The sequence below is a fragment of the Roseibium sp. genome (genome assembly GCF_965216085.1).
Classification (GTDB): Bacteria; Pseudomonadota; Alphaproteobacteria; order Rhizobiales; family Stappiaceae; genus Roseibium.
Map to the genome: position 1 here is coordinate 1,054,492 of NZ_OZ244138.1, position 23,116 is coordinate 1,077,607.

Annotated in this window: 18 protein-coding genes; 4 read left to right on the top strand and 14 right to left on the bottom strand. The window is 54.3% G+C overall.

Going from position 1 to position 23,116, the window contains the following annotated elements; genetic code table 11:
- Nucleotides 1-104: 104 nt before the first annotated feature.
- The 8 genes from ACOOFE_RS04870 to glyA form a co-directional block, all read right to left on the bottom strand.
- Nucleotides 105-1,520, bottom strand: coding sequence for an L-serine ammonia-lyase (locus ACOOFE_RS04870; RefSeq protein ID WP_420413915.1), 1,416 nt, complete (start codon nucleotides 1,518-1,520; stop codon nucleotides 105-107).
- A 59-nt stretch (nucleotides 1,521-1,579) separates the two neighbouring features.
- Complete coding sequence (gcvP, locus tag ACOOFE_RS04875) at nucleotides 1,580-4,435, bottom strand: aminomethyl-transferring glycine dehydrogenase (RefSeq protein WP_420413916.1); 2,856 nt, start codon at nucleotides 4,433-4,435, stop codon at nucleotides 1,580-1,582.
- 12 nt (nucleotides 4,436-4,447) lie between these two features.
- Nucleotides 4,448-4,813 (bottom strand): glycine cleavage system protein GcvH, encoded by a 366-nt coding sequence (gene gcvH, locus ACOOFE_RS04880; RefSeq protein ID WP_141185391.1) that lies wholly within the window; start codon nucleotides 4,811-4,813, stop codon nucleotides 4,448-4,450.
- A gap of 16 nt (nucleotides 4,814-4,829) precedes the next feature.
- A complete protein-coding gene (gene gcvT / locus ACOOFE_RS04885; protein WP_420413917.1) occupies nucleotides 4,830-5,927 on the bottom strand; it encodes a glycine cleavage system aminomethyltransferase GcvT in 1,098 nt (365 codons plus the stop codon).
- A gap of 29 nt (nucleotides 5,928-5,956) precedes the next feature.
- Nucleotides 5,957-6,370 (bottom strand): universal stress protein, encoded by a 414-nt coding sequence (locus tag ACOOFE_RS04890; RefSeq protein ID WP_141185393.1) that lies wholly within the window; start codon nucleotides 6,368-6,370, stop codon nucleotides 5,957-5,959.
- A 64-nt stretch (nucleotides 6,371-6,434) separates the two neighbouring features.
- On the bottom strand, nucleotides 6,435-7,808 hold the full coding sequence (locus ACOOFE_RS04895) for an alanine/glycine:cation symporter family protein (protein WP_420413918.1): 1,374 nt from the start codon (nucleotides 7,806-7,808) through the stop codon (nucleotides 6,435-6,437).
- Between the two features lie 233 nt (nucleotides 7,809-8,041).
- A complete protein-coding gene (gene lpdA, locus ACOOFE_RS04900; RefSeq protein WP_420413919.1) occupies nucleotides 8,042-9,436 on the bottom strand; it encodes a dihydrolipoyl dehydrogenase in 1,395 nt (464 codons plus the stop codon).
- 9 nt (nucleotides 9,437-9,445) lie between these two features.
- The gene (gene glyA, locus ACOOFE_RS04905) at nucleotides 9,446-10,705 is read right to left on the bottom strand and encodes a serine hydroxymethyltransferase (RefSeq protein ID WP_420413920.1); all 1,260 of its coding nucleotides are present in this window, start codon (nucleotides 10,703-10,705) and stop codon (nucleotides 9,446-9,448) included.
- 166 nt (nucleotides 10,706-10,871) lie between these two features.
- Here glyA and ACOOFE_RS04910 point away from each other — a divergent pair, with 166 nt between their 5' ends.
- Nucleotides 10,872-11,474, top strand: coding sequence for a helix-turn-helix domain-containing protein (locus tag ACOOFE_RS04910; protein WP_141185397.1), 603 nt, complete (start codon nucleotides 10,872-10,874; stop codon nucleotides 11,472-11,474).
- A gap of 92 nt (nucleotides 11,475-11,566) precedes the next feature.
- Here ACOOFE_RS04910 and ACOOFE_RS04915 read toward each other — a convergent pair whose 3' ends face one another.
- Genes ACOOFE_RS04915 through ACOOFE_RS04940 form a run of 6 tightly spaced genes read right to left on the bottom strand, consistent with a single transcriptional unit; the run spans nucleotide 11,567 to nucleotide 17,769 of the window.
- The gene (locus tag ACOOFE_RS04915) at nucleotides 11,567-12,598 is read right to left on the bottom strand and encodes an SIS domain-containing protein (RefSeq protein WP_420413921.1); all 1,032 of its coding nucleotides are present in this window, start codon (nucleotides 12,596-12,598) and stop codon (nucleotides 11,567-11,569) included.
- 59 nt (nucleotides 12,599-12,657) lie between these two features.
- Nucleotides 12,658-13,614, bottom strand: coding sequence for a glucokinase (locus ACOOFE_RS04920; protein WP_420413922.1), 957 nt, complete (start codon nucleotides 13,612-13,614; stop codon nucleotides 12,658-12,660).
- The gene (locus ACOOFE_RS04925; protein ID WP_420413923.1) at nucleotides 13,611-14,726 is read right to left on the bottom strand and encodes an ABC transporter ATP-binding protein; all 1,116 of its coding nucleotides are present in this window, start codon (nucleotides 14,724-14,726) and stop codon (nucleotides 13,611-13,613) included. The genes ACOOFE_RS04920 and ACOOFE_RS04925 overlap by 4 nt, the downstream gene beginning before the upstream one ends.
- A 38-nt stretch (nucleotides 14,727-14,764) precedes the next feature.
- Nucleotides 14,765-15,604, bottom strand: coding sequence for a carbohydrate ABC transporter permease (locus ACOOFE_RS04930; RefSeq protein ID WP_420413924.1), 840 nt, complete (start codon nucleotides 15,602-15,604; stop codon nucleotides 14,765-14,767).
- Nucleotides 15,601-16,494, bottom strand: a complete 894-nt coding sequence (locus ACOOFE_RS04935; RefSeq protein WP_420413925.1) for a carbohydrate ABC transporter permease — start codon at nucleotides 16,492-16,494, stop codon at nucleotides 15,601-15,603. Before ACOOFE_RS04935 ends, ACOOFE_RS04930 begins: the two co-directional genes overlap by 4 nt.
- A 30-nt stretch (nucleotides 16,495-16,524) precedes the next feature.
- Nucleotides 16,525-17,769, bottom strand: coding sequence for an extracellular solute-binding protein (locus ACOOFE_RS04940; RefSeq protein WP_420413926.1), 1,245 nt, complete (start codon nucleotides 17,767-17,769; stop codon nucleotides 16,525-16,527).
- 95 nt (nucleotides 17,770-17,864) lie between these two features.
- Here ACOOFE_RS04940 and ACOOFE_RS04945 point away from each other — a divergent pair, with 95 nt between their 5' ends.
- The 3 genes from ACOOFE_RS04945 to ACOOFE_RS04955 all read left to right on the top strand — a co-directional run bounded on the left by ACOOFE_RS04945 (nucleotide 17,865) and on the right by ACOOFE_RS04955 (nucleotide 23,030).
- Nucleotides 17,865-19,091: an ROK family transcriptional regulator gene (locus ACOOFE_RS04945; RefSeq protein ID WP_420413927.1), complete on the top strand. Its 1,227-nt coding sequence runs from the start codon at nucleotides 17,865-17,867 to the stop codon at nucleotides 19,089-19,091.
- A gap of 187 nt (nucleotides 19,092-19,278) precedes the next feature.
- Nucleotides 19,279-19,728 carry a MarR family winged helix-turn-helix transcriptional regulator gene (locus tag ACOOFE_RS04950; RefSeq protein WP_420413928.1) on the top strand — a complete coding sequence of 150 codons (450 nt, stop codon included), beginning with the start codon at nucleotides 19,279-19,281 and terminating at the stop codon, nucleotides 19,726-19,728.
- Nucleotides 19,729-19,817: 89 nt separating this feature from the next.
- Nucleotides 19,818-23,030, top strand: a complete 3,213-nt coding sequence (locus ACOOFE_RS04955; protein WP_420413929.1) for a 2Fe-2S iron-sulfur cluster-binding protein — start codon at nucleotides 19,818-19,820, stop codon at nucleotides 23,028-23,030.
- Nucleotides 23,031-23,116: the final 86 nt, after the last annotated feature.

Consider the following 23,116-nt stretch of genomic DNA (forward strand, 5'->3'; position numbering starts at 1 on the left):
GAGAAGTTATCGGTGGTGATTTACCGTCACTGAAGGTCACATGTGTCGATCATTGGTTCGAAATATCTGCATAGCATTGTTTTGAAGGTAACAAGAACCTTTGGTCAGCACTCTGGCAGATTAACAGCAAGTCCGCCCAGTGAGGTTTCCTTGTATTTCTCCCGCATGTCCTGACCAGTTTGGCGCATGGTCTCAATGCAGTTGTCCAGGGGCATGAAGTGTGAACCGTCACCGTGAAGGGCAAGCGAAGCTGCTGAAACAGCTTTGATTGCACCCATGCCATTCCGCTCAATACAGGGCACCTGCACAAGACCTTTGACCGGGTCACAGGTCATTCCCAAATGATGCTCTAGGGCGATTTCGGCGGCATTTTCGATCTGCGCGTTACTGCCGCCGAGCGCGGCGCATAGGCCGGCCGCAGCCATGGCGGACGCTGAACCGACTTCCGCCTGACAACCACATTCGGCGCCGGAAATTGAAGCGTTGTGCTTGATCAGGCCACCGATGGCTGCAGCAGTCAGCAGGAATGTATCGATGCCCTCGCGCGTGACATCGACGCAGTGATCTCGGTAATAGCGGATTACCGCTGGAACAACACCCGCCGCACCATTGGTGGGCGATGTCACAACCTGACCGCCGGCGGCGTTTTCTTCGTTGACTGCCATTGCATAAACAGACAGCCAATCGTTGATGGTATGTGGCTGTTTGGAGTTGGCGCCACATTGATCCAAGAGGCGTTGATGGATCGCTCTTGCACGGCGTTTAACACTCAGGCCGCCGGGCAACGTACCTTCCTGCTCGAGACCGCGATCGATACACGCGTTCATGACGGTCCAAATAGCGTCCAGCCGGTTGGTCAAAGTCTCTGGGCCAAGGGCGGTTTCTTCGTTGATCCGTTTCATCTCGGCGATGGACAGGTTCGAAGCTTCCCCCATTTCAAGCATTTCGGAAGCAGAGCCGAATGGATAGGGATAACCTACGGCTTCTTGTTCTTGATGCAGGTCTGCATCCGGTGCTTTCTCGGAGGCGATGAGTTCTGCTTCGGTCATCACGAACCCGCCACCGATTGAGTAATACGTCTCGGTCAGCAGAACTTCGCCAGACGCATCCAGCGCTGTAAGTTTCATGCCATTCGCATGATGTGGCAGGGCCGGGCCGTAATCGAAAGTAAGATCTGCTTCAGGACTGAAGGCAACGTCACCACATTCTGGCAACGTGAGTTTTTCGGAGTTCTGCAGATCACCTAATTGTTGTTCTGCCAGGTCAGCATTGACAGCATCTGGACGGAAGCCCAGGAGACCGAGCATGACTGCTCGATCCGTCGCATGGCCTTTGCCGGTGAAAGCCAGCGATCCGTGCAGCGACGCTCTTATCCGGGCAACCGACCGTGGATCGAAGCGCCCGCCTTCTCCCTTCTTTAGCTTGTCGAGAAAATCAACAGCTGCGGTCATCGGCCCCATCGTATGTGAGGATGAAGGGCCGATCCCGATTTTGAAGATGTCGAAGACACTTAGGAACATTGTTCTTGATCCGATGTGGAGCGCGGCGCCAAATGAAAGGTGCCGCGCTCAGATGCTGATTATTCAGCTGCTTCCGCGTAGTCCGACATTGGCGGGCAGGTGCAGACCAAGTTCCGGTCGCCGTAGGCGTTGTCGACGCGGTTGACTGGTGACCAGTATTTGTCGACATCAAACGATCCTGCAGGATAACACGCCTGTTTTCGGCTATAGGGGCGATCCCATTCACCGACGAGGTCGGCCACCGTGTGGGGCGCCCGCTTCAGAGGATTGTTTTCCGGATCGATCTTGCCATCGATGATGTCCTGTGCTTCTGCGCGGATGGATAGCATTGCCTCACAGAACCGGTCGAGTTCGGCCTTTGGTTCTGACTCGGTCGGCTCGACCATCAATGTCCCGGCAACCGGCCATGACATGGTCGGGGCATGGAAACCGCTGTCCATCAAGCGTTTAGCAATGTCTTCAACCGTGACACCGGCACTGTCCGCGAGAGGTCTGGTGTCTAGGATACATTCATGAGCCACACGTCCTGTTTCGGACTTGTAGAGAATGTCGTAGCCCTGCTCCAGACGTGCCGCGATGTAGTTGGCGTTCAGGATTGCCACCTTGGTTGCCTGAGTCAGACCCTGACCACCCATCAACAAGATGTAGGCCCAGCTGACCGGCAGGATAGATGGTGACCCGAAAGGTGCCGCAGAGACGGGGCCTACCGAGCTGCCATATTCCGGGTGACCGGGGAGATAGGCTTCCAGATGGGATTTGACACCGATCGGCCCCATGCCAGGACCTCCACCGCCATGCGGAATGCAGAACGTCTTGTGCAGGTTCAAGTGGCTGACATCGCCGCCGATGTCGCCCGGTTTTACCAGGCCGACCATGGCGTTCATGTTGGCGCCGTCGATGTAAACCTGACCGCCATGATCATGGGTAATCTGGCAGACTTCCTGAACGGTTTCCTCAAACACACCGTGTGTCGAAGGATAGGTGATCATGCAGCCGGCAAGATCCGCAGAGTGTTTCTCTGCCTTTTCCCGGAAGTCAGCCAGATCAATGTTGCCGTTCTCGTCCGCCTTGACCGGCACGACCTTGTATCCAACCATTTGAGCGGAGGCCGGGTTGGTGCCGTGTGCTGACGTCGGAATCAGGCAGATGTTACGGTGCGCTTCGCCACGTGCATTGTGGTAGTTGCGAATGGTCAGGAGACCCGCATATTCGCCCTGCGCGCCTGAATTTGGCTGCTGGCTGATGGCGTCATAACCAGTGATGTCACACAGCTTTTCGTTCAGGTCTGCGATCATCTCATGATAACCAGCAGCTTGATCCTCTGGGACGAACGGATGCATGTCCGAGAATTCGGGCCATGTGACCGGGATCATCTCGATTGTGGCATTGAGTTTCATCGTACAGGAGCCGAGCGGGATCATTGCACGGTCAAGTGCCAGATCACGGTCGGCAAGACGCCGCATGTAGCGGGTGATTTCCGCTTCTGCCCGGTTCAAGTGGAATATCGGGTGCGTGAGGTATTCGCTTTCGCGCAGAGCATGTTGCGGCAACCGGTATTCCCGGTTTGCTTCACTGTCATCCTGCATGGTGCCGCCGAACGCACGCCAAACGGCTTCGATTGTTTCCGGGCGGGTCTGCTCGTCGAGTGAAATGCCGACTTTGTTGTCGCCAACTTTACGCAGGTTGATGCCGTTGTCGACGGCAGCGTTGAGGATCACGCCTTGCAATGCGCCAACTTCAACGGTGATTGTGTCGAAGAAGACATCCGGTTTGACTTCGAAACCGAGAGCTTCAAGGCCTTTTGCCAGGCGGGAGGTTTTGCGGTGTACGGATTGAGCGATCGCCTTGATGCCGTCTGGGCCATGATAAACCGCGTACATGGACGCGATGACTGCCAGAAGCGCCTGCGCTGTACAGACGTTGGAATTGGCTTTCTCGCGGCGGATGTGTTGCTCGCGGGTCTGCAGGGAAAGGCGGTAGGCCTTCTTGCCGCGACTGTCGATAGAGACACCAATGATACGGCCTGGCATGCTGCGTTTGAACGCATCCTTGCAAGACATGTAAGCAGCGTGAGGACCACCAAAGCCCATTGGAACGCCAAAGCGCTGTGTGGACCCAACCGCGATGTCGGCACCCATTTCACCTGGTGATTTCAAAAGCGCTAAGGCAAGGGGGTCGGCAGCGACGATGGCAAGAGCTTTGTTTTCGTGCAGTTGCTCAATAATCGCTGTGAAATCGCGAACATGACCGTAAGTTCCCGGATACTGGAAGATGGCTCCGAACACTGTTGCCGGATCCAGCTCATCGGGGTTACCAACCTGGACTTCGATGCCCAAAGGCTCTGCACGGGTTTTTATGACCGCAATGTTCTGCGGATGACAGTTTTCATCAATGAAAAACGTGTTGGATTTCGACTTTGCAGAGCGTTTGGCCATTGTCATGGCTTCTGCGGCAGCCGTTGATTCATCCAGAAGAGAAGCGTTGGCAATGTCGAGACCGGTAAGGTCAGACACCATGGTCTGGAAGTTCAAAAGAGCTTCGAGGCGGCCTTGGGAGATTTCCGGCTGATAAGGCGTGTAGGCTGTGTACCACGCCGGATTTTCCAGAATGTTGCGCAAAATCGGGGCAGGTGTCGTTGTGCCGTAATAGCCTTGACCGATGAGTGACGTCAGCACCTTGTTCTTGCCAGCAACTTCTTTCATGTGGAAGAGGGCATCACGTTCCGAAAGGCCAGGTCCCCCCCAATCCAGCGGCTGTTTCTGGCGTATGGACGGTGGCACTGTCGCATCGATAAGATCGTCGAGAGAGGCAAAGCCGACGACCTTCAGCATTTCCTCCATTTCGGCGGGAGAAGGGCCGATGTGCCTGCGGTTGGCAAAGTCGTAAGCTTGATACGTGGTGAGTTCAAAAGGCATCCCTGCAATCCTTTAACCGATGAAGGCCTTGTAAGCGTCGAGATCCATAAGATCATTGAGTTGAGAGGTGTCCGACAGCTTTATTTTATACAGCCAGCCGTCTCCTTCAGGACTTTCATTTAGTGTTGCCGGAGATTCGGCAAGTGCTTCGTTCGCCTCGACGATCTCTCCATCGACCGGGGCATAGATTTCAGAAGCCGCTTTGACGGATTCAACTACACCGATTTCATCGCTCTTGGCGAATGTGTCGCCAGCTTCTTTTTGTTCGACATAGACAATTTCGCCGAGCTGTTCGGCAGCATGGGCCGTGATGCCCAAGGTGGCAGTGTCGCCCTCAACGGTCATCCACTCGTGTTCTTCTGAGTAATAGGTGGTCACGCTGATTTCTCCCGATTTAACGTTTGTAGTTTTGCTGCACGAAGGGCAGCGAGACAATCTCGGCAGGTTGCGCTTTCCCGCGGATCATCAAATTGATCTCTGTTCCCGGCTCACTGCAAGCTGTTGCAACGTAACCCATGGCGACCGGGCTGCCTGCAGTCGGTCCAAAGCCACCTGAAGTGATGACGCCGACATTGTTGCCATCCACGCTTTGAATTTCAACGCCATGCCGAGCGGGCGCACGGCCTTTGGGCTTGATGCCGACTAGTTTTCTAGAAGTGCCTTCGGCAATTTCTTTTTGAATGCGCTCAGCGCCCGGAAATCCGCCTTCTTCACGCCGGCGCTTCTGAATTGCCCAGACCAATGATGCTTCGATTGGTGATGTGTCGTTGTCGATGTCGTTTCCGTAAAGACAAAGACCAGCCTCCAACCGCAAGGAATCGCGTGCACCCAATCCGGCCGGTTCACAATTCTCATCGGCCAGAAAGGCGCGTGAAACCTCAACCGCCTTATCTTCGGGGATAGAAATTTCGTAACCGTCTTCCCCGGTGTAGCCAAGGCGTGAAATCCGGCACTCAACACCTGAAATCTCACCAACCATTGTTTCCATGAACTTCAGGTCGCGCGCAGCTGGGCACAGAGAACCGACAACATCCTCCGCTTTGGGGCCCTGAACGGCAACAAGTGCGCGATCGAAAATCTCCTCGACTTCGACACCGTCGAGGTGTTTCGCCATATGCGGAATGTCCTGATGACGCATGGAGGCATTGACGACCACAAAGAAATGATCGCCCGCATTCGAGACGATCAGATCGTCCATGATGCCGCCATCTTCGTTGGTGAAGAAGCCGTATCGGGCCTTGCCCTCTTTGAGAGTGGAATAGGCTTGCGGGCAGATCTTTTCCAGTTTTTCGCCGATGTTTTCGCCTCTGAGGATTACCTGGCCCATATGGCTGACATCGAACAAGGCCGCTTTTTCACGGCACTGTTTGTGTTCTCCCATAATGCCCATGGGATATTGAACCGGCATCTCCCAACCAGCAAAATCAACCATCTTGCCGCCGAGTTCGACGTGAAGGTCATAGAGCGGAGTGCGTTTCGGTGTGTCAGCCATCTGCAGGCCCTTTCTTGTTCTAAAGACTATCAGTCACGCACGACGGAGACTGTGCAATGCGCATTGCGTACTATCCGGGCCAGGTTCGGTCCTATCTCGTAGTTCGGGAAGTCGCCCTTCGCTGAAGCCATGATAATGTGGTCGTAGCCATCTTTATGGGCGAGTTTGAGAATTTCACGATATACGCTGCCTTCCTCAATATGGATCGGAATGTCCTCTGCGCCGTTAGCCGCAAGAATTTCACTCACTTTGCCACGAACGAAGTCTTTTGCTCCAGATCCATAGTTGGCGGGCAAGTTGGGCAGCTGGATGATTTCGGGAATGACCGAAACCGCATGCAATTCAGCGCCGTAAAATCGAGCCTGTTCCAAAGCAAATGGAATGGCCTTTTTCCAAGACCGGTCGTCGGTATGGTCAATCGGCAATAGAATTTTAGTGGTCATGTCTTGTCTCCACAAATCGGCTTAAGGTGTGGGGAGAACCAAGTTGCGGCCCTCCCCAAGTCTCTTATTCCGCCGGCTTTGAACTGGTTTCCTCACTTGCGCCATCGGAAGCGAAGAACTCTTTCGTCAGCTTGAAAACAATCGGGCTGAGCAAGGCAAGAGCAATCAGGTTCGGGATCGCCATCATCGCATTCAGCGTATCAGCCAACAGCCAGATGAAGCCAAGATCCGCAGTCGCGCCGAAGTAAATCATTGCGATCCACAGGACACGGTATGGCATCAGTGCACGGTGTCCGAAGAAGAACCCAACACATTTTTCGCCGTAGAAGGACCAGCCCAGGATGGTGGTGAAGGCAAAGATCGACAGAGAGATCGCGATCAAAGAGCCGCCAATTCCAGGGAGGGAGGTTTCGAAGGCGAGCGATGTGAGAGCAGCGCCTGATTCACCGCTGGTCCAGGCACCGGAGGCGATGATTGCAAGGCCTGTGATCGAACATACGATAATCGTATCGATGAATGTGCCGAGCATGGCGACCAGACCCTGGTTGACCGGACCTTTGGTCGATGCTGCAGCGTGAGCGATAGGTGCGGAACCGAGACCGGCTTCGTTGGAGAACACACCGCGTGCAACACCAAAACGGATGGCTGCCCAAACTGCAGCTCCGGCAAATCCGCCTTGTGCAGCAGACGGCGTGAAAGCATGCGTGAAGACAAGACCAATCGTGTCAGCGATCGCACCGATGTTGATGAGAAGAACCAGGAAGCCTGCGACAATGTAAGCGACCGCCATAAACGGAACCAGCTTACCAGCAACAGCGCCGATCCGTGAGATGCCACCCAAAATGACTGCTGCTGTCAAAACCATCAATATCACGCCGGTTACCGACGTGTTGACGCCAAAATTGGCTTCGAGAACGTCAGCGACACCATTGGCCTGAACACCGTTGCCAATACCAAAGGCTGCGATTGCACCAAACAGGGCGAATGCCCAGGCAAGCCAATGCCAGTGGGACGCAAGGCCGTTTTTGATGTAGTACATCGGGCCGCCGACGTAGTTGCCGAGCTCATCAACCTCACGGTATTTCACTGCACAAACAGCTTCGGCGTATTTGGTGGCCATACCCACAAGCGCGGTCATCCACATCCAGAAAAGAGCACCCGGTCCACCTAAGAAAATCGCGGTCGCAACACCTGCGATGTTACCGGTGCCGATCGTAGCCGAAAGGGATGTCATCAGGGCGTTGAACGGGCTGATCTGACCTTCACCCTGGCTGGAACGCCCTTGAAACAACAGGCTGAAACCCTTGCCCAAACGCATGATTGGCATGAACTTCAAGCCAACCTGCAGGAAAAACCCGACACCCAGAATAAGAACCAGCATCACCGGTCCCCATACAATGCCATTGATGGCTCCTACGATATTATTCAACGCTTCCATGGATTTCCTCCCAATGCGTTTTTGTTCGAGTTCTGCTGCCTAGCGGCAAGGCACATATGAGCAGAGCCCGGTTTCAAAAAACGTAGTGCGATGGGTGTGTCAGTAAGGCTCGAGTTGTCTCTCATGGAGCACACAAGGCGCATTCTTTTTTGAATGCATTCTTTTTGCAGCGGCTCGTGAGCCGATGTTTTCGCGCGAGTGTGAGCGACACCAATTGGCATCCGTAACACTCCTTAAGCGTGTATTGCGCGGCCGAGCACGTCAAGGCAGGCTTCCTTAACTGCTTCGCCGAGGGCTGGATGGGCATGGCAGGTTCGGCTGATGTCTTCGACACTCGCGCCCTTGGTCAGTGCCAGAACCAGTTCTGCAATCAGGTCTCCACCATGGGCACCGCATATGTGAGCGCCCAGTAGTTTTCCCTCTGGTGTCGCTAGAATTTTAACCGCGCCGTCGGTTTCGCCACTGGAACGGGCGCGGCTGTTTGCCATGAAACTGAACTTGCCACTGATGTACTCTGTACCGGCTGTTTTTAGGTCGTCTTCAGTCGCTCCGACTGAAGCAACTTCAGGGTCGGTGTAAACCACGGCAGGAACGGCGTTGTAGTCAATGTGGCTGGGCTGACCCGCCAGCATCTCAACACAGGCCACGCCATCTTCTTCGGCCTTATGGGCAAGCATTGGACCGGGGACGCAATCGCCGATGGCGTAGATGCCTGGAACGGAAGTCATGAACCGGTCATCGACAGAGATGAAGCCGCGGTCGTTTCGTTCGATGCCGAGCGCTTCCGCGCCAAGGCCTCGTGTCACTGGCCGACGCCCGACGGCTATGAGCACTTTGTCAGCTTCAAGGACTTCGGTTGTGTCCTTGCCGATCCGTTCAAGGTTCAGGACAAGACCAGTTGGTGTTTGTTCAATTCCGGTCAACTTGCGGCCAAGCTGAAATTTGAGACCTCTTTTAGTCAGTGCCCGTTGCGCCAATTTGGCAATGTCGCTGTCCAATCCGGGAAGAATGCGGTCGAGGTATTCCACAACGGTCACCTTCGCCCCAAGCCGGGACCAGACTTGCCCGAGTTCGAGGCCGATCACGCCAGCCCCAATGACAACAAGATGATCCGGCACTTCAGAAAGCGTGAGCGCACCGGTGCTGCTCAAAATGTTAGTCTCGTCAAAGTCGATGCCTGGAAGCGGTGTCGGCTCAGATCCGGTCGCGATGAGGATGTTCTTTGCGGTTAGTACTGTTGCGCCGGCACCGTTTTTCACCAAAACCTGACCCGGTGTAGGAATGGAGGCCCAGCCCTCAATCGATTCCACGCCGTTTTTCTTAAAAAGAAAGGATATGCCTTTGGTCAGGTCTCCAACGATTTTATCTTTCCGGCCCATCATTGCGGCGATGTCCAGGCTTGCTTCGCCTGTGCTGATGCCATGGACCGCAAGATGTTTCAGCTCCGCAAATTTGGCAGAAGAGGTCAGCAGCGCTTTGGAGGGAATGCAGCCAACGTTCAGGCAGGTTCCACCAAGTGAACCACGGCCTTCCACGCAAGCGACCTTCAATCCGAGCTGAGCTGCCCGGATAGCGGCCACGTAGCCTCCAGGACCGCCGCCGATGACAACGAGATCAAAGTTGCTCATCTTCTCGCCTTAAAGACCGTAGATCGGGAATTGTTTGCAGATTTCTGCGACCTGTTTGCGGGTCTCGGCTTCGATATGAGCATCGCCATCCGGGTTGGCGGCAAGCGCATCCAGAACGTCGCTGATTAGATGGCCGATCTTGCGGAACTCTTCCGGACCAAACCCACGGGAGCAACCGGCGGACGTGCCGAGCCGGATACCGCTGGTAACAGTTGGTTTTTCCGGATCGTTTGGAACGCCGTTCTTGTTGCAGGTGAAACCGGCGCGCTCCAACGCGGCTTCAGCCGCATTCCCTTTGACACCTTTTGGTCGAAGGTCGACCAGCATCAGGTGATTTTCCGTGCCGCCGGATACTATAGCGCATCCACGGGCGATCATGACCTCTGACAGAGCCCGAGCACTTTCGACTACCCGTGTTGTGTATTCCTTGAATTCCGGTGTCAAAGCTTCGCCGAATGCGACAGCCTTGGCCGCAATAACATGCATGAGCGGTCCGCCTTGAAGACCCGGAAACACGGCGGAGTTGATCTTCTTTGCGATCGCCTCATCATTAGTCAGGATGATGCCGCCGCGCGGCCCGCGCAGAGTCTTATGAGTGGTGGATGTCACGACATGGGCATGCGGCATCGGGGAAGGGTGGAGACCAGTGGCTACGAGCCCGGCGATGTGTGCCATGTCTACCAGCAGCCAAGCTCCGACCTCATCCGAGATTTCACGGAATTTTTTGAAATCGATCACCCGCGAATAGGCTGATGCACCGGCAATGATCATCTGCGGCTTTTCTGCCTTTGCGAGTTCGGCGACCTGTTCGTAGTCGATCAGGCCTTCCGGTGTCAGGCCATATTGGACGGGCCGGAACCACTTGCCTGATTGTGCGGGTTTTGCGCCGTGGGTGAGATGACCGCCGGCATCGAGTGACATACCCAAAATGGTGTCGCCTGGTTTCAGCAAAGCCAACTTGACTGCGCCATTTGCCTGGGCGCCGGAATGCGGTTGAACGTTTGCAAAGCCGGCGCCGAAGAGTGTTTTCAACCGGGCAATGGCTTCAGCTTCAACTTCATCGACAAACTCACAGCCGCCGTAGTACCGGCGGCCTGGGTAGCCCTCGGCATATTTGTTGGTCAGGACGGAGCCCTGCGCTTGAAGCACGGCCTTGGAGACGATGTTTTCAGACGCAATCAATTCGATCTGATCGGCCTGACGGGTGGCTTCCCGATCAATCGACTTGGCAATAACCGGATCTGCGACGTCTAGATTTGTCTGAAACATGTCTGTCCTCCAACGTGTTTCCCAAAAAGGGGATGAGTTCCCTTTTGTCTCCTGAAGTTTCCAATAGGGGAATTATCCTCAAAATGCAACAAAAGTTTAGTTTGGCGGAAATTTGACGGTGTTTCGGGAGTGTGCGAAATACGCTGGAGGACCTAAGAGGCGGAAGATGGAACCGGTTTCGCAAAGCAAGGATGACGAGGTCATCGACGCACAAGATCACGATCATCTGGGCAAGATGATCCGGGAAGCGCGCGCCCAAAAAGGGTGGACACTCGAAGAGGCGGGCAAGGCGGCGGGCATTGGCCGGTCAACTCTGTCCAAGATCGAAAACAACCAGACGCGGCCGAGTTTTGATATCGTGCGCCGGCTGACCAAAGCGCTGGATCTCAAAACGCCGCAATTGTTTGTCCAAAGTGGACCGAACGATATCTCGGGCCGACGTGACGTGACCCTGGCGGGGCAGGGGGAAAAGCAGGAAACACCAACCTATAGCCACGAGTTGCTCTGCACAGAGCTGACCAGCAAGCGCATGCTTCCTTACATCGCCACGGTCAAGGCCCGGGATGTCTCAGAGTATGAGGCTTGGGTCCGGCACCGGGGCGAAGAGTTTATGTATGTGATCAGCGGAGAACTCACATTCTTCACCGAACATTACCGTCCACTCGAGCTGAAAGCCGGTGACTCAGTCTATTACGACAGTGGTATGGGACATGGCTGTGTTTCCACAAGCAAAGAAGATGCAAAGATTCTTTGGGTCTCGCTAGAATAGCGGTAGATAGCCGCAGCTCCCTTTAATTCAAACTGTCGCGGATCGTCAAAGGCTTTTGAGTGCCGTCGGCTCAGAGCAGACGCTCAGTCTCTCTAGACGGTTTCCGTTACCTTGAGCAGACCTTCAGGAGCATCTGGGTTTTCGCCGAGGAGACAGGAAAGGGTTTCGACAAAACTATAAAAAGCCACTGCCTGGAGTATGGGCAAAACCGGCTCAGTTACACCATCAGGCAAATTCAGCGGTAGATTTCCATGATGGCCATTGACCGAGAATACGCTCGCTCCGTTTTTGACCAATCGGGTTTCCGCGACATGGGCAGAGGCCGAAGCCGCCATGCCGCTGTCAAAAGACAATACGGCAAGTTTTCTGTCTGCAATAACGATTGGTCCATGCAGGAGTTCCGCCGCCGAATAGGCCTCGGCATGGATCCGGCAGGTTTCCTTCAACTTGAGCGCAGCTTCAGCGGCAACTGCCAAGCTTGTACCGCGACCCAAACAATAGATGGAATTGGCGCGAGCGACCGGTGCTACAGCATGAGACCAGTTGCTCTCCAGCGCCAATCGGGTCAGATCCGGAAGGGAACCCAAGCTCATTTTCAGATCAACATCGTTTGTGTAGCCGGCGACCAGGCAGAGCGAAGCAACCAGCATTCCAACAAAAGATTTGGTTGCGGCAACGGCCCTTTCTGGTCCGGCCAAGACCGGGAGGACAGTTCTAGAGGTGGCGCCAAGTGGGCTTTGTGTTTCGTTGAGAATGGCGACGGTATCGGCGCCGCCCTTTGCTGCAGCCTTTTGCAATGCAACCAGATCAGGACTTCCGCCCGATTGAGAAAAAGCGAGGGAGACAAATCCATCTAGCTTGAGTTTTGTATCGTGGATTGACGCAACAGACGGACCGATCGAGGCGACAGGGCGGCCGGTTGCAGTTTCCATCATGTACTTAAAAAAAGTAGCGGCGTGATCCGACGTTCCGCGTGCGCATGTGACGAACCCATGGAGGTTTATGGTTCGCCAGCGGGCGCCGGTTTGCCAATACTGTTCCAGTCCTTCCGTCAGCTGGCGCTCGATCATTGCGGGAATTTCAGCGATTTCCGTCGCCATCTGAGTTGATTGATCGCTGGGCATGAGCGGTTTTCCAATCTAAGAAATTGAAGCAGACGAAAGTCTGGAGACGGTTGCAGCGATTAACGCATTTGCGCAGCGCAACCGCTTAACGCGGCGAAGTCATCGTCGAGCAGGTGAACAGGAATTTCCGAGACGAGCTTCGACTGACGCCCCTTGGCACAAAAAGCGGTCTTAAAATCCGGGCCGTCCAGAAATTGAGATAGCGCGCGGGTGACACCACCTGTGAGAAAAATTCCACCCCGGGCGAGAAAGATAAGAGCAAGGTCTCCAACAACCCGTCCAAGAAGGGTCACCCACTGGCGTGCAGTGGCTACACAATTCGGATCGGTTTCTTCTCCTGCGCGCTGGGCGATCTCGGCAGAAGTATATGGTGCAGCGGCCGTTCCAGAACGCAAGCACTGCCATTCATAAATCTCCCGCAGTCCGTTGCCGGATAGGGCACGTTCCACTGACGCCCGGCCCCGGCCTCTGGCTAGGTAGGACCAGAGATCAAGCTCAGTTGAGGACGTCGCTGGCAGGGTGCTGTGACCGCATTCCCCTGCGCCAACGATGAGGCCGTTCGCCTTGAAATAGAGGGGCGCTGCGTTGAAGCCGGTTCCCGCACCAACCACAAGTCTTGAGGCCTTGTCTGGCGCCGCAGCCTTAGGGCTTAGGACCGGTTTGATCCGTTCCGGTTCGATTTTGCCGAGAGAATGGGCAAGGGCTTCAAAGTCATTGATAAAACGGATTTCAGCACTGCCGAGGACACGCCCAATGCTGCTGGAATTCAGTGTCCAGGGGTGGTTTGTCATTTCAACGGAAGGCCCCTCGATGGGCGCGGCAACAGCAATAACCGCCTGAGAGCAGCCTTTCTGACCAATTTCACGGAGATAGGATGCGATCGCAGCTTCGGGTGTTGGGAATTCAGAATTGGCGTACCGGACAATGCTATCCCTGCGCACCTCATTGTTTTCCACCAAAGCCAAACGCGCGTTTGTGCCGCCGATATCCGCTGCAAGGCCGATAGAGTTCATCATAGTCTGTTTCCGGAGGATGAATCGAAATATGAGATTTTGGAAAGGTCGAACGTAATCGGAACCAAATCTCCGGGTTTTGGCCGTGCATCGGCAGACAGCCGGGCAATAGCTTCAGTGCCGCCAAGATTGGTCACGGCATAGGTGTCAGCCCCCGCTGGTTCAACAACTTCGAGCAGGCAGTCCGCGGTTTGAAGGTTTGGCCGTTCATTCGGCGATTTATCGGATATGGCTTCCGGGCGGAGACCGATAATGAGATCGCTTGTTTCAGACGGTAGGAGGTCGGGAGGGGTCTCCTTGTCGATAAGAATGATATCAGGGCCTTGTTCCGCCTTAATTTCCAAACGGATGTGATCACACAACCGGTGAGCCGTTCCGCGCATGAGGTTCATTGCCGGCGACCCCATAAAATCCGCTACGAATGTGTTGACCGGCTGGTTATAGATTTCGTGCGGGGTTCCAATCTGCTGAACAATCCCATCCTTAAGTACGACAATGCGGGTTGCCAGTGTCATCGCTTCGATCTGATCGTGAGTGACGTAGACTATCGACGCGTTTGTCTGCTGATGAATTCTTTTGATTTCTGTGCGCATAGTCACGCGCAACTTTGCGTCCAAATTGGATAAGGGTTCATCGAATAAAAACAGTTTTGGATCACGGACTAGAGCGCGGCCCATGGCCACACGTTGCCGCTGGCCACCTGATAACTCAGCAGGTCGGCGTTGCAGTAAATGTCCGATCTTCAGGAGCTCGGAGACTTCTGTAACTTTCTGCTTCTTTATCGCGTCAGGGACTTTTCGAACTTCCAAACCGAAGCCGATATTCCGCTCAACACTCATGTTGGGGAAGAGCGCATAGGATTGGAAAACCAAGGCGATATCCCGTTTTGATGGCTCGACATAAGTACAGTCGGTACCAGCAATGTGAATTGCCCCAGACGACGTCTCGGTCAAACCGGAAATGCAACTCAGCAATGTCGACTTTCCGCATCCCGATGGTCCGACAAGGACGAGAAACTCTCCTTGTTTCATCGAAATATTGATGTCTTTTAGCACATCAACGTCGCCGTACTTCTTCGCGAGCTTGTCGATCTTTAAGATCTGATCCAAAGCCATGTTCTGAATTGCGTCCTTCAACGCTGTCTTGTCAGGCGTCAGCCCTTTACGGATCCGGCGACGAGGCCGGAGACGATAAATTTCTGGAAGCAGATCGCGAGGAGCGCCGGAGGAAGTGTCGCTAAAACCCCTACCGATGCGATCACGCCGTAATCCGTGACCCGGCCGGCGGAGAAATCTGCGATAGCAACAGGAAGCGTCTTGGCGCTTTGATCGTTGGTGAAAATGAGGGCATAGAAAAACTCATCCCAGGCGACCAGGAACGACAACATCGCTGTTGCGGCTATGGCTGGAAGTGCTAGAGGCAAAACAACGTGCCGGACGGTATAGGCCGTGCTTGCGCCTTCCATGAACGCAGCCAATTCGACTTCAACCGGCAGTACGTCAATGTTTGCCTTCATCAGCCAGGTAGCGAATGGCAACAACATGGCTGTGTAAACGATGACGAGTGTAGCGGTATGGTTCAACATTCCGAATTTGCTGAAGGTCGAATAGAGCGGCAGAATGTAAGTGATTGGCGGCATCATGATTGTTGCCAGGAACGCAAACAGAAGCACCATCGATGCGTTTCGCCGCGAAAAAGCATAAGCCGCGGGAATAGAAAGGATCACTGCGGCAAACGTGGCTCCGCCTGCGGTCAACAATGAATTCCGGAGTGCGTAGAGAAACCGTTCACCGCTGCCGCCGTCGATATCCAGCAATGCCGCGTACCGGCTAATGTCAAATTCTGTGGGGATCCAGCGCAAGGGAACTTCAGTCAAGTCGGTTGGAGCGCTAACGCTCATGACCACAAGCCATAAAAGCGGTGCAACTGTGAAGCTGGCGAGCATGACTGCAGAGACGTAAATCGCAGCTGTCTGGGGAGCAGTACGTTTCATCCTGCAGCCCCTTGTCCTTGGCGCTTTGCCCGTGTGTAGTATAAGAGAATGAGAACGGCGCTTAAGCCTGCTAGCAACACGGCATAAGACGCACCGCTGCCGCTTCTGAGGTAATTGAAGTACTCTTGGTAGATGTAAAAACTTGCGGTTTTAGTTGAATCTGCCGGACCGCCGCCGGTCATCACATAAACAATGTCGAAGACTCGGAATGCCTCAATGGTCCGTAAAACCATTACGACCAGTAACGGGCCTGATATCCAGGGCAGCGTGATCGTCCAAAACCGTTTCCACGGGCTGGCGCCTTCAACCGCGGCAGCTTTTTCAAGGTCGCCTGGAACAGTTTGCAAGGCTGCCAACGCGACATAGGCAACAAGTGGGAAGTTCTTCCAGACATCGGCCAAGATCACCATGTTAAGCGCGGTCGCTGGATTGCCGATCCAGCTTTGGTAATCACTGATGAGCCCCAGTTGAAAGAGCAAGGAATTCAGGGCGCCATAGTCCGGATGATATATCAGCCGCCAGGCGACCGCGTTGACTATTGTCGGCACAGCCCAAGGGAGAATAATCAGAGCTCTTAGAAGGAGTTGTCCGCGGAATTTCTGATTGAGCAATACTGCGGCTGCGACGCCGAGCACACCTTCCAGTCCCACCGATACGATCGTGAAGTAGAGGGTGCGTAGCAACGCGTCCTGAAAATCAGGGTCTGTGAGTGCGAAGATATAATTCTCAAGCCCGATGAAGTGCACCGGTGTTGGTAGAGCCGAAATCCGCGTGTCTGTGAAACTCAGCCAAACCGTGTTTGCGAGAGGCAAAAGGGTGATTGTTCCAAGAACCGCTACGGCCGGCGCCAGAAGGATCCATTTTTCTCGTTTCTGGCGTCGGCCGTGCATAGCGTGTCTCCTTGAAAACAGCGGTCAGAATTAGCGGATGCGCTTCACGCGATCTGCCGCCGCTTTCAGAGCATCATCAACACTGGCTTGATCCAGCAGGACCTGATGAATGTTCTTCTGAAGGATGTCGGAGACTTCGGTGTAGGAGGGAACAAGCGGGCGCGGATACATGACCGCAATGCTTTGTTCTGCAGCAGCAATCAGGTCTTCTTGACCTTCCAGCACCTTGGGTTCGCTGTAGGACGCTTTCCAGATCGGCAGGCTTAACTTTGCATAGTCATCCTGGATGTCTTTCTGAGTCAGGAAGGAAATAAATGCCCAAGCCTCTTCAACATGCGGGCTGTTAGACGGGATGCCGAGGCCCATCGATCCGTTCACGCTGGACGCAGAGGACTTTCCGTCGACGCCGGGGGCTGGAGCGACTTTAACCTTGCCGGCAACCTTACTTTCCGCCGGATCATTCGCCATGGCGTTCATGTAGGTCCAGTTCAAGGCGAACGCTGCTTCTCCGTTTGAGAATACCCGACGGACGTCTTCTTCAAAGTATTCACGTGATGCCGGGTTGGTCAGACCTTCATCCAAGGTCATCTTCATGAATTCAACCGCGTCCCGCGCTCCACCTGCAGTGAAAGCAGGCTCGCCCTCGGAGAAAAACGCTCCGTCATTTGCCGCGGTTAAGGTTGTGAAGTCGCAAATCATGGCCTCTGATTGGGACCAGCTCCAGACGAGCGGATACTCAACCACGCCTTTGGCCTTGAGGGTTTTTGCCTGGTTTGCCAGTTCCGACCACGTCTTAGGCGGTGCGGAGATTCCGGCTTTTTCAAGCATCTCTGAATTGTAAAACAGGTATTTCGTGTCGAGGATCCATGGCATGCCATAGCGTTTTCCGCCGTACTCAACGGTGGTCCAGGCGCCGTCGAAAATCTGCCCGGTCAAATCAGCCGGAATGCGGTCTGTGACATCTGTTAGGAAACCGCGGGACGCGAATTCCGCAGGCCAAATCACATCGTAAAGCACGACATCATAGCCGTTGTCTCCAGCGCCGGCCGCGGCGACAATCTTGTCGTGGAGCGCTTCATAAGGCACAAATTCCAAGTCGACTTTGATGCCCGGATTTGTTGTTTCAAATTTCTCGGTCATCGATTTGATGTCCGCCTCGCTGTAGGCGGCCTGGCTCATGAACAAAGCGTTCAGAGTTGTATCGGCGAAAGCCGACGATGACAGTGACAAGGCTGTCAGAACACTCCCGACAAACAGTTTTCCAATCGTCTTCATTTTGCCCTCCGGTTTTTATCTGGCGAGCGGCATCCTATGTGGATTTTTTATTTTGTCAAATTGATATAAAAAATAAAATGTGGTTTGCGAGAAGGATGAACGATACATCTTTTTCGTCGGTGGCCTTTCGGACCAGCGGTACAAACCTCAAGCGCGCAAAGCTGCACAACCATCGGGTCGTCCTTGAAATCATCCGGACACGCGGCCCTGTTAGCCGCACCGAAATCTCTGAAATTACATCGCTTTCCCGCCAGACCGTACAAAACATTGTGGCGGATATGGAAAGCCGTGGTGTAGTGACAATGCAGGCGAGCAAAGCCGTCGGCCGGGGTCATCCGGGTATGAAGGTGCAGCTGAAAGCAGATCATGCGTTCAGCCTTGGGTTCCACGTCAACCGGCTCTCTGTTGTTGCGATCGCTTGTGATCTTTTCGGGCAAATTGTCTGGCAGCGGTCTGCCGTCTTGCCATCGGGGCCGGCATCAGCAACGGCTGCCAACAACCTCGTTGTGCAGCTGACAAATCAGTTCCGGAAGGACAAACCAGATCTTTGTGAAAAAGTATTTGGGGTCGGATTGGCGGCTCCTGGCCCATTTCTTTCTGAGGAGGAGATCTCGGAGGGATTTGATGCCACGGTTTTTTCAGAGTTCGGAGCTCCAGATAATCTCGCCAAATTGCAGACCACATTGGGCCTTCCGGTTGTCATTCAAAATGATGCCTCTGCTGCAGCTCTCGGAGAACACGTTTATGGCCTCGGACAAAGCTTCAGCAGTTTCGCCTTTGTGCAGTTCGGCATGGGACTTGGCTCAGGATTGATTCTCAACGGTGCTTTGTATTCAGGCGCAACCAAAAATGCGGGCGAGGTTGGGCATATCTGCGTCGATCCGGCCGGTCCGAATTGCACCTGTGGGCGTCGAGGCTGTCTCGAAAAATACCTCTCGATAAATGCCTTATGCGAACGGTTGGGGCTTGAGCCGACAGATCATACGTCTGTTGCTAAGATCGAGGCACTTTTCGAACAACGGGATCCAGTAATTCTCGATTGGATGTCAGAAGTTGCTCCGCATCTTTGGAAATTGATCGATGTGATTGATATGATGTTGGATCCGGAAGCAATCATCATTGGGGGGATAATCGCCCCGGCATTTCTCCGGGAATTGCTATCCAAAGCCTCACCTCTGCCAGAGCGTCCTTTCGGCACGGGACAAAAGGTTGAACGGATCATGATCGGTGAGGCCGGGGTAACAGCAGTCGCACTGGGGGCAACCGCGACTGCGGTGGACGCGCTCTACGCACCACAGATTTCTCATTTGTTTCTCGCCTAGTCTTCGGACTGAGTTGGCAGCGCCCAATTTGGGTACTTAAGGATCTTAGCTCCGCGGGTGCATGGTTTTGGTTTTCTCTGGAGTACACTCAGCCTTGATCAAATGGATAGTTAACATTAGTAATTAACATTGTTAATTATATAGCTTGCGGCACATCTCTCTGGTTCGAGCTAAGGAAGAGGCAGGCATGTCAGGCGAATACACACTGCACAAACGTATCGGCTTCAAAGTCACCCGTTTGGCGCGGATCATGGAAACCCGTCTGGAATCGCAATTGTCTGAACACGGAGTGACACGGTTGATGTGGTGCGCCCTTCGCGGGATTGGGATGGAAAACGTTACCACTCCCTCCCAATTGGCGGATTACATCTGCATTACCCGGCCGGCCATCTCACGGCTGCTCAATACCATGGAAGAACGTGGATTGGTTCGGCGCACCGGGATCGACGATGACAAGCGTTTCACTGAAGTGGATTTAACCGAATTGGGGACGGAGAAAATGAAACTCTGCCACGTTCTGGTGCGTGAGTTGAACGATCACTTCTCGAGCAAAGTGGATCAGGACAGCTACGAGCTGTTCATGACAGTGATCGACCAAATGACTGAGGGCGAGAACATCCAGCTGATGCGGCTTTGAAAGCGATATCTTGGGGAGGAAACAGATTTGACAAACGACGTCGTAAAACCAGGTTGCAGACAGCATCTTAAGTGCGCGTGGCAGCGCGGATGAAGTTGTTTTCTGATCGAAACCGGGCGCCTCATCTGGGACCGTTCCCACTGGAGCGTTTGGCGAGAATTTCAGAACTCGCTGACCTATCTGCATTGCGGGATTTCGAGGGCATGAGCTTCCAGAAGAAGGCACGGCCCGAGAGCATCATCAACGCAATGAGTGAAGCACAAGCAATGCTCGACGCTCTGCGAGACGGTGTCATCAACGAGACCCAGGCGGAGGTGCCCGGTGATTTGTTGGAGCGCCAGAACCATCTGAAAGCCTTTGGGTATTTCGCCGATGCCTCGATGATGGCAACCTGCGCCCTCCGGCCGGAGATGTTGCTCGATCATCCGTTGCGAAATCCGGACATTGGTGTTCTGGCCGACAAGTTGAAAACAACGCAGACGAAGTCGCTCGCGTCCGGGATCGATATGATCATGGCGGACTTGCGGGATGCAATGGAAGCCCCCGCGCCGGATATCAGCAATCACAGTCATGCATTGATAATCGCGGTACAAACGCCTCGTGAGGTCCGTTCAGGTGAACCCGGTGAAACATGGTTGAAAGGAGCGGGCAAACACAGATCTGCCTTACGGGCTGCGGAAGTTGCAGTTGTGCTAGCGCAGTACTTGCGCCTGCTCGGCTACTCGGCTTGTGCACACAGTCACTCCACCAGCGATGTTGATCTGAACCGGCTTGCCGTTGCTTCGGGTCTTGCAGTTTTTCAACGGGGTGCTGTGATCGCGCCCTACATCGGGACTGAGTTTTCTCTTGCCGCCGTCACGACCGACTTTCAGATTGCAGAAGACGCACCTCTAGCCGGCCTGGACCGGCAATCTACTTTGCGTACGCACGGTCCGGCCTGGCATTTTGGCTATCGCACAGCGAAGAGCGGGCGGACACTCGATCCCTTCCAAAAGCGCCGGTATGTCGATGGCGCCTATCCGTTCGAAAAACTCAAAAGGGTCGATACGCCAACAACCTTCATTGACGAAGCACGAGTTCCGCGAGTTCCCAAACGGGCGGATATGTTTGCCAGGGCTCTGTTCGGCGACATGGGCAAGAAGAACCAAGTGGGGGCGACCGGCGGTCAGTATGTACGCAAGTCAGCCCCGTCGATGGCCCAAAGACGGGCGCTCGGTGCCTTCGTCCTTCTCCAGGATGGCGAGCATAACTCCGCGCTTGCGGGTCAACACACAAATGCACAGGAGAATGCTGAAAACCTGAAGGCTATGTCGTATTTCCTGGGTGTGGATGCGGTTGGATTGTCCCGTTGCCCGGACTGGGCCTGGTACTCCCATGACGCGGCTGGTGCAAAGATTGATCCACCTCATGACCAGGCCATATCCATGGTGATCGATCAGGGGTTCGACACGATGGAAGGTGCGACCGGAGACGATTGGATTGCGGTATCCCAATCCATGCGGGCCTATTTGAGATTTTCCGTTCTTGGCAGCATCGTCGCCAAGCAGATCCGGAACCTTGGGTATCCGGCGCGCGCCCATACGGTCATGGACGGTGAAGTTCTACAGCCGCCGCTCTTGCTGCTGTCCGGTCTTGGCGAAGTCAGTCGTATTGGTGAGGTTATTCTCAATCCCTACTTAGGACCCCGTTTGAAGTCCGGTGCCGTTACCACCACGATGCCACTTGCGCACGACAAGCCGATTTCGTTCGGATTGCAGAACTTTTGCGAGAATTGCAACAAGTGTGCCCGTGAATGCCCGTCCGGCGCGATTACCGCGGGGCCGAAGCTGATGTTCAACGGCTATGAGATCTGGAAGTCAGACAGCCAAAAGTGCACAACCTACCGGGTTACCAACCAGGGTGGCGCCATGTGCGGACGCTGTATGAAAACATGTCCGTGGAACCTTGAAGGCATTTTTTCGGAGGCGCCATTTCGTTGGGTCGCCATGAATGTACCGCAGGCGGCACCATATCTGGCGAAGCTGGACGACATTGCTGGAAACGGAGAACAAAACTTCGTCAAGAAATGGTGGTGGGACTTGGAGCATGCGCCTGATGGCGCTTATCGCGCGGCGAAAAAAGTCAACGTTCGGCAACTGCAAAAGGACCTGGACCTCAGATACGAGGATCAAACACTTGCGGTTTATCCGGCTAACTTGGCACCACACCCCTGGCCATTTCCGTTTCCTATGGAGCGGGAGAAGGGGATCGAAGCTTATCAAGCACTGATAACCGCAGAACAATACAAGGCGCGATTGGAGCGAAACGAAATACAGGGCCTTGCTCACGAGTATAGGATTTCGGGTGATGCGCCGGTCATTTGTGTCGAGGTGACGGGTGTCGAAGTCATGACCGATGGCGTGACCAAATATGAGTTCTCATCGCTTGATGGCACTCCCTTGCCAAGGTGGGATGCCGGTGCCCATATCGATATCGTTGTGGCCCCCGAGTTTCTGCGCCAATATTCCTTGTGCAGCGATCCCGCCGATCTGAGCAAGTATCAAATCGGAGTTTTGAAAGAAGAGGCTGGTCGCGGTGGATCAAGGCTATTGCATCGGATCTTCACCAAGGGACGGAAGATTTTCATCTCTCGTCCAATCAACCATTTTCCTTTGCAGGAGACAGCGAAAAAATCCTATCTCATGGGGGGCGGGATCGGCATTACGCCAATGATCGCGATGGCAAACCGGCTCCATTCGATCGGCGGGGAGTTTGAAGTTCATTACTGCTGCAGCCGTAGGGCAGATGCGGGTTTTTTAAACGATCTTGCAACGGTTCCGTGGGCTGAGCGCGTGCAATTGCATTTCAGCGATGAAGGCACCCGCGCCGATCTGGCGGAAATCCTGAAAGATTATGCGCCCGGCGCTCATGTTTATTCGTGCGGCCCGGCACGCTTCATGTCGTCCGTAATGGAGGCTGCGGAGCATGCGGGTTTTCAGGAAACGGAACGCCATGTTGAATACTTCAATGTCCCAGACACGCCGGAATATGAAAACCATGCCTTCACGTTGAAACTGGCGCGAAGCGGCCGGGAAATAAAAGTGCCTGCAGATCGAACCGCGGCGGAGGTGCTGGGAGAAAACGGAATTCAAATCGACATTAAGTGCTCAGACGGGATTTGCGGTATTTGCAAATGCGGCCTGGTGTCTGGCGACGTTGAGCATCGTGACTTTGTGCTGTCAAAGAGCCAGCGTGAAAATACAGTCATCTTGTGCCAATCCCGCGCGGCCAAACCGGATGATGTAATCGTGGTGGATCTTTAGCCTCTCCGATCTGTTGCCACGAGGCGCCTTTACAAACGCCCCGCCGGAGCGGACAGCTCCGGCGGGGTTTGCTTGCCATCAACAGA

Excerpts from the sequence above, each read along its gene's own strand:
- ACOOFE_RS04870 (WP_420413915.1), bottom strand. The coding sequence starts at position 1,520 with ATGTTCCTAAGTGTCTTCGACATCTTCAAAATCGGGATCGGCCCTTCA.
- gcvP (WP_420413916.1), bottom strand. The coding sequence starts at position 4,435 with ATGCCTTTTGAACTCACCACGTATCAAGCTTACGACTTTGCCAACCGC.
- gcvT (WP_420413917.1), bottom strand. The coding sequence starts at position 5,927 with ATGGCTGACACACCGAAACGCACTCCGCTCTATGACCTTCACGTCGAA.
- ACOOFE_RS04890 (WP_141185393.1), bottom strand. The coding sequence starts at position 6,370 with ATGACCACTAAAATTCTATTGCCGATTGACCATACCGACGACCGGTCT.
- ACOOFE_RS04895 (WP_420413918.1), bottom strand. The coding sequence starts at position 7,808 with ATGGAAGCGTTGAATAATATCGTAGGAGCCATCAATGGCATTGTATGG.
- lpdA (WP_420413919.1), bottom strand. The coding sequence starts at position 9,436 with ATGAGCAACTTTGATCTCGTTGTCATCGGCGGCGGTCCTGGAGGCTAC.
- glyA (WP_420413920.1), bottom strand. The coding sequence starts at position 10,705 with ATGTTTCAGACAAATCTAGACGTCGCAGATCCGGTTATTGCCAAGTCG.
- ACOOFE_RS04910 (WP_141185397.1), top strand. The coding sequence starts at position 10,872 with ATGGAACCGGTTTCGCAAAGCAAGGATGACGAGGTCATCGACGCACAA.
- ACOOFE_RS04915 (WP_420413921.1), bottom strand. The coding sequence starts at position 12,598 with ATGCCCAGCGATCAATCAACTCAGATGGCGACGGAAATCGCTGAAATT.
- ACOOFE_RS04920 (WP_420413922.1), bottom strand. The coding sequence starts at position 13,614 with ATGATGAACTCTATCGGCCTTGCAGCGGATATCGGCGGCACAAACGCG.
- ACOOFE_RS04925 (WP_420413923.1), bottom strand. The coding sequence starts at position 14,726 with ATGGCTTTGGATCAGATCTTAAAGATCGACAAGCTCGCGAAGAAGTAC.
- ACOOFE_RS04930 (WP_420413924.1), bottom strand. The coding sequence starts at position 15,604 with ATGAAACGTACTGCTCCCCAGACAGCTGCGATTTACGTCTCTGCAGTC.
- ACOOFE_RS04935 (WP_420413925.1), bottom strand. The coding sequence starts at position 16,494 with ATGCACGGCCGACGCCAGAAACGAGAAAAATGGATCCTTCTGGCGCCG.
- ACOOFE_RS04940 (WP_420413926.1), bottom strand. The coding sequence starts at position 17,769 with ATGAAGACGATTGGAAAACTGTTTGTCGGGAGTGTTCTGACAGCCTTG.
- ACOOFE_RS04945 (WP_420413927.1), top strand. The coding sequence starts at position 17,865 with ATGAACGATACATCTTTTTCGTCGGTGGCCTTTCGGACCAGCGGTACA.
- ACOOFE_RS04950 (WP_420413928.1), top strand. The coding sequence starts at position 19,279 with ATGTCAGGCGAATACACACTGCACAAACGTATCGGCTTCAAAGTCACC.
- ACOOFE_RS04955 (WP_420413929.1), top strand. The coding sequence starts at position 19,818 with ATGAAGTTGTTTTCTGATCGAAACCGGGCGCCTCATCTGGGACCGTTC.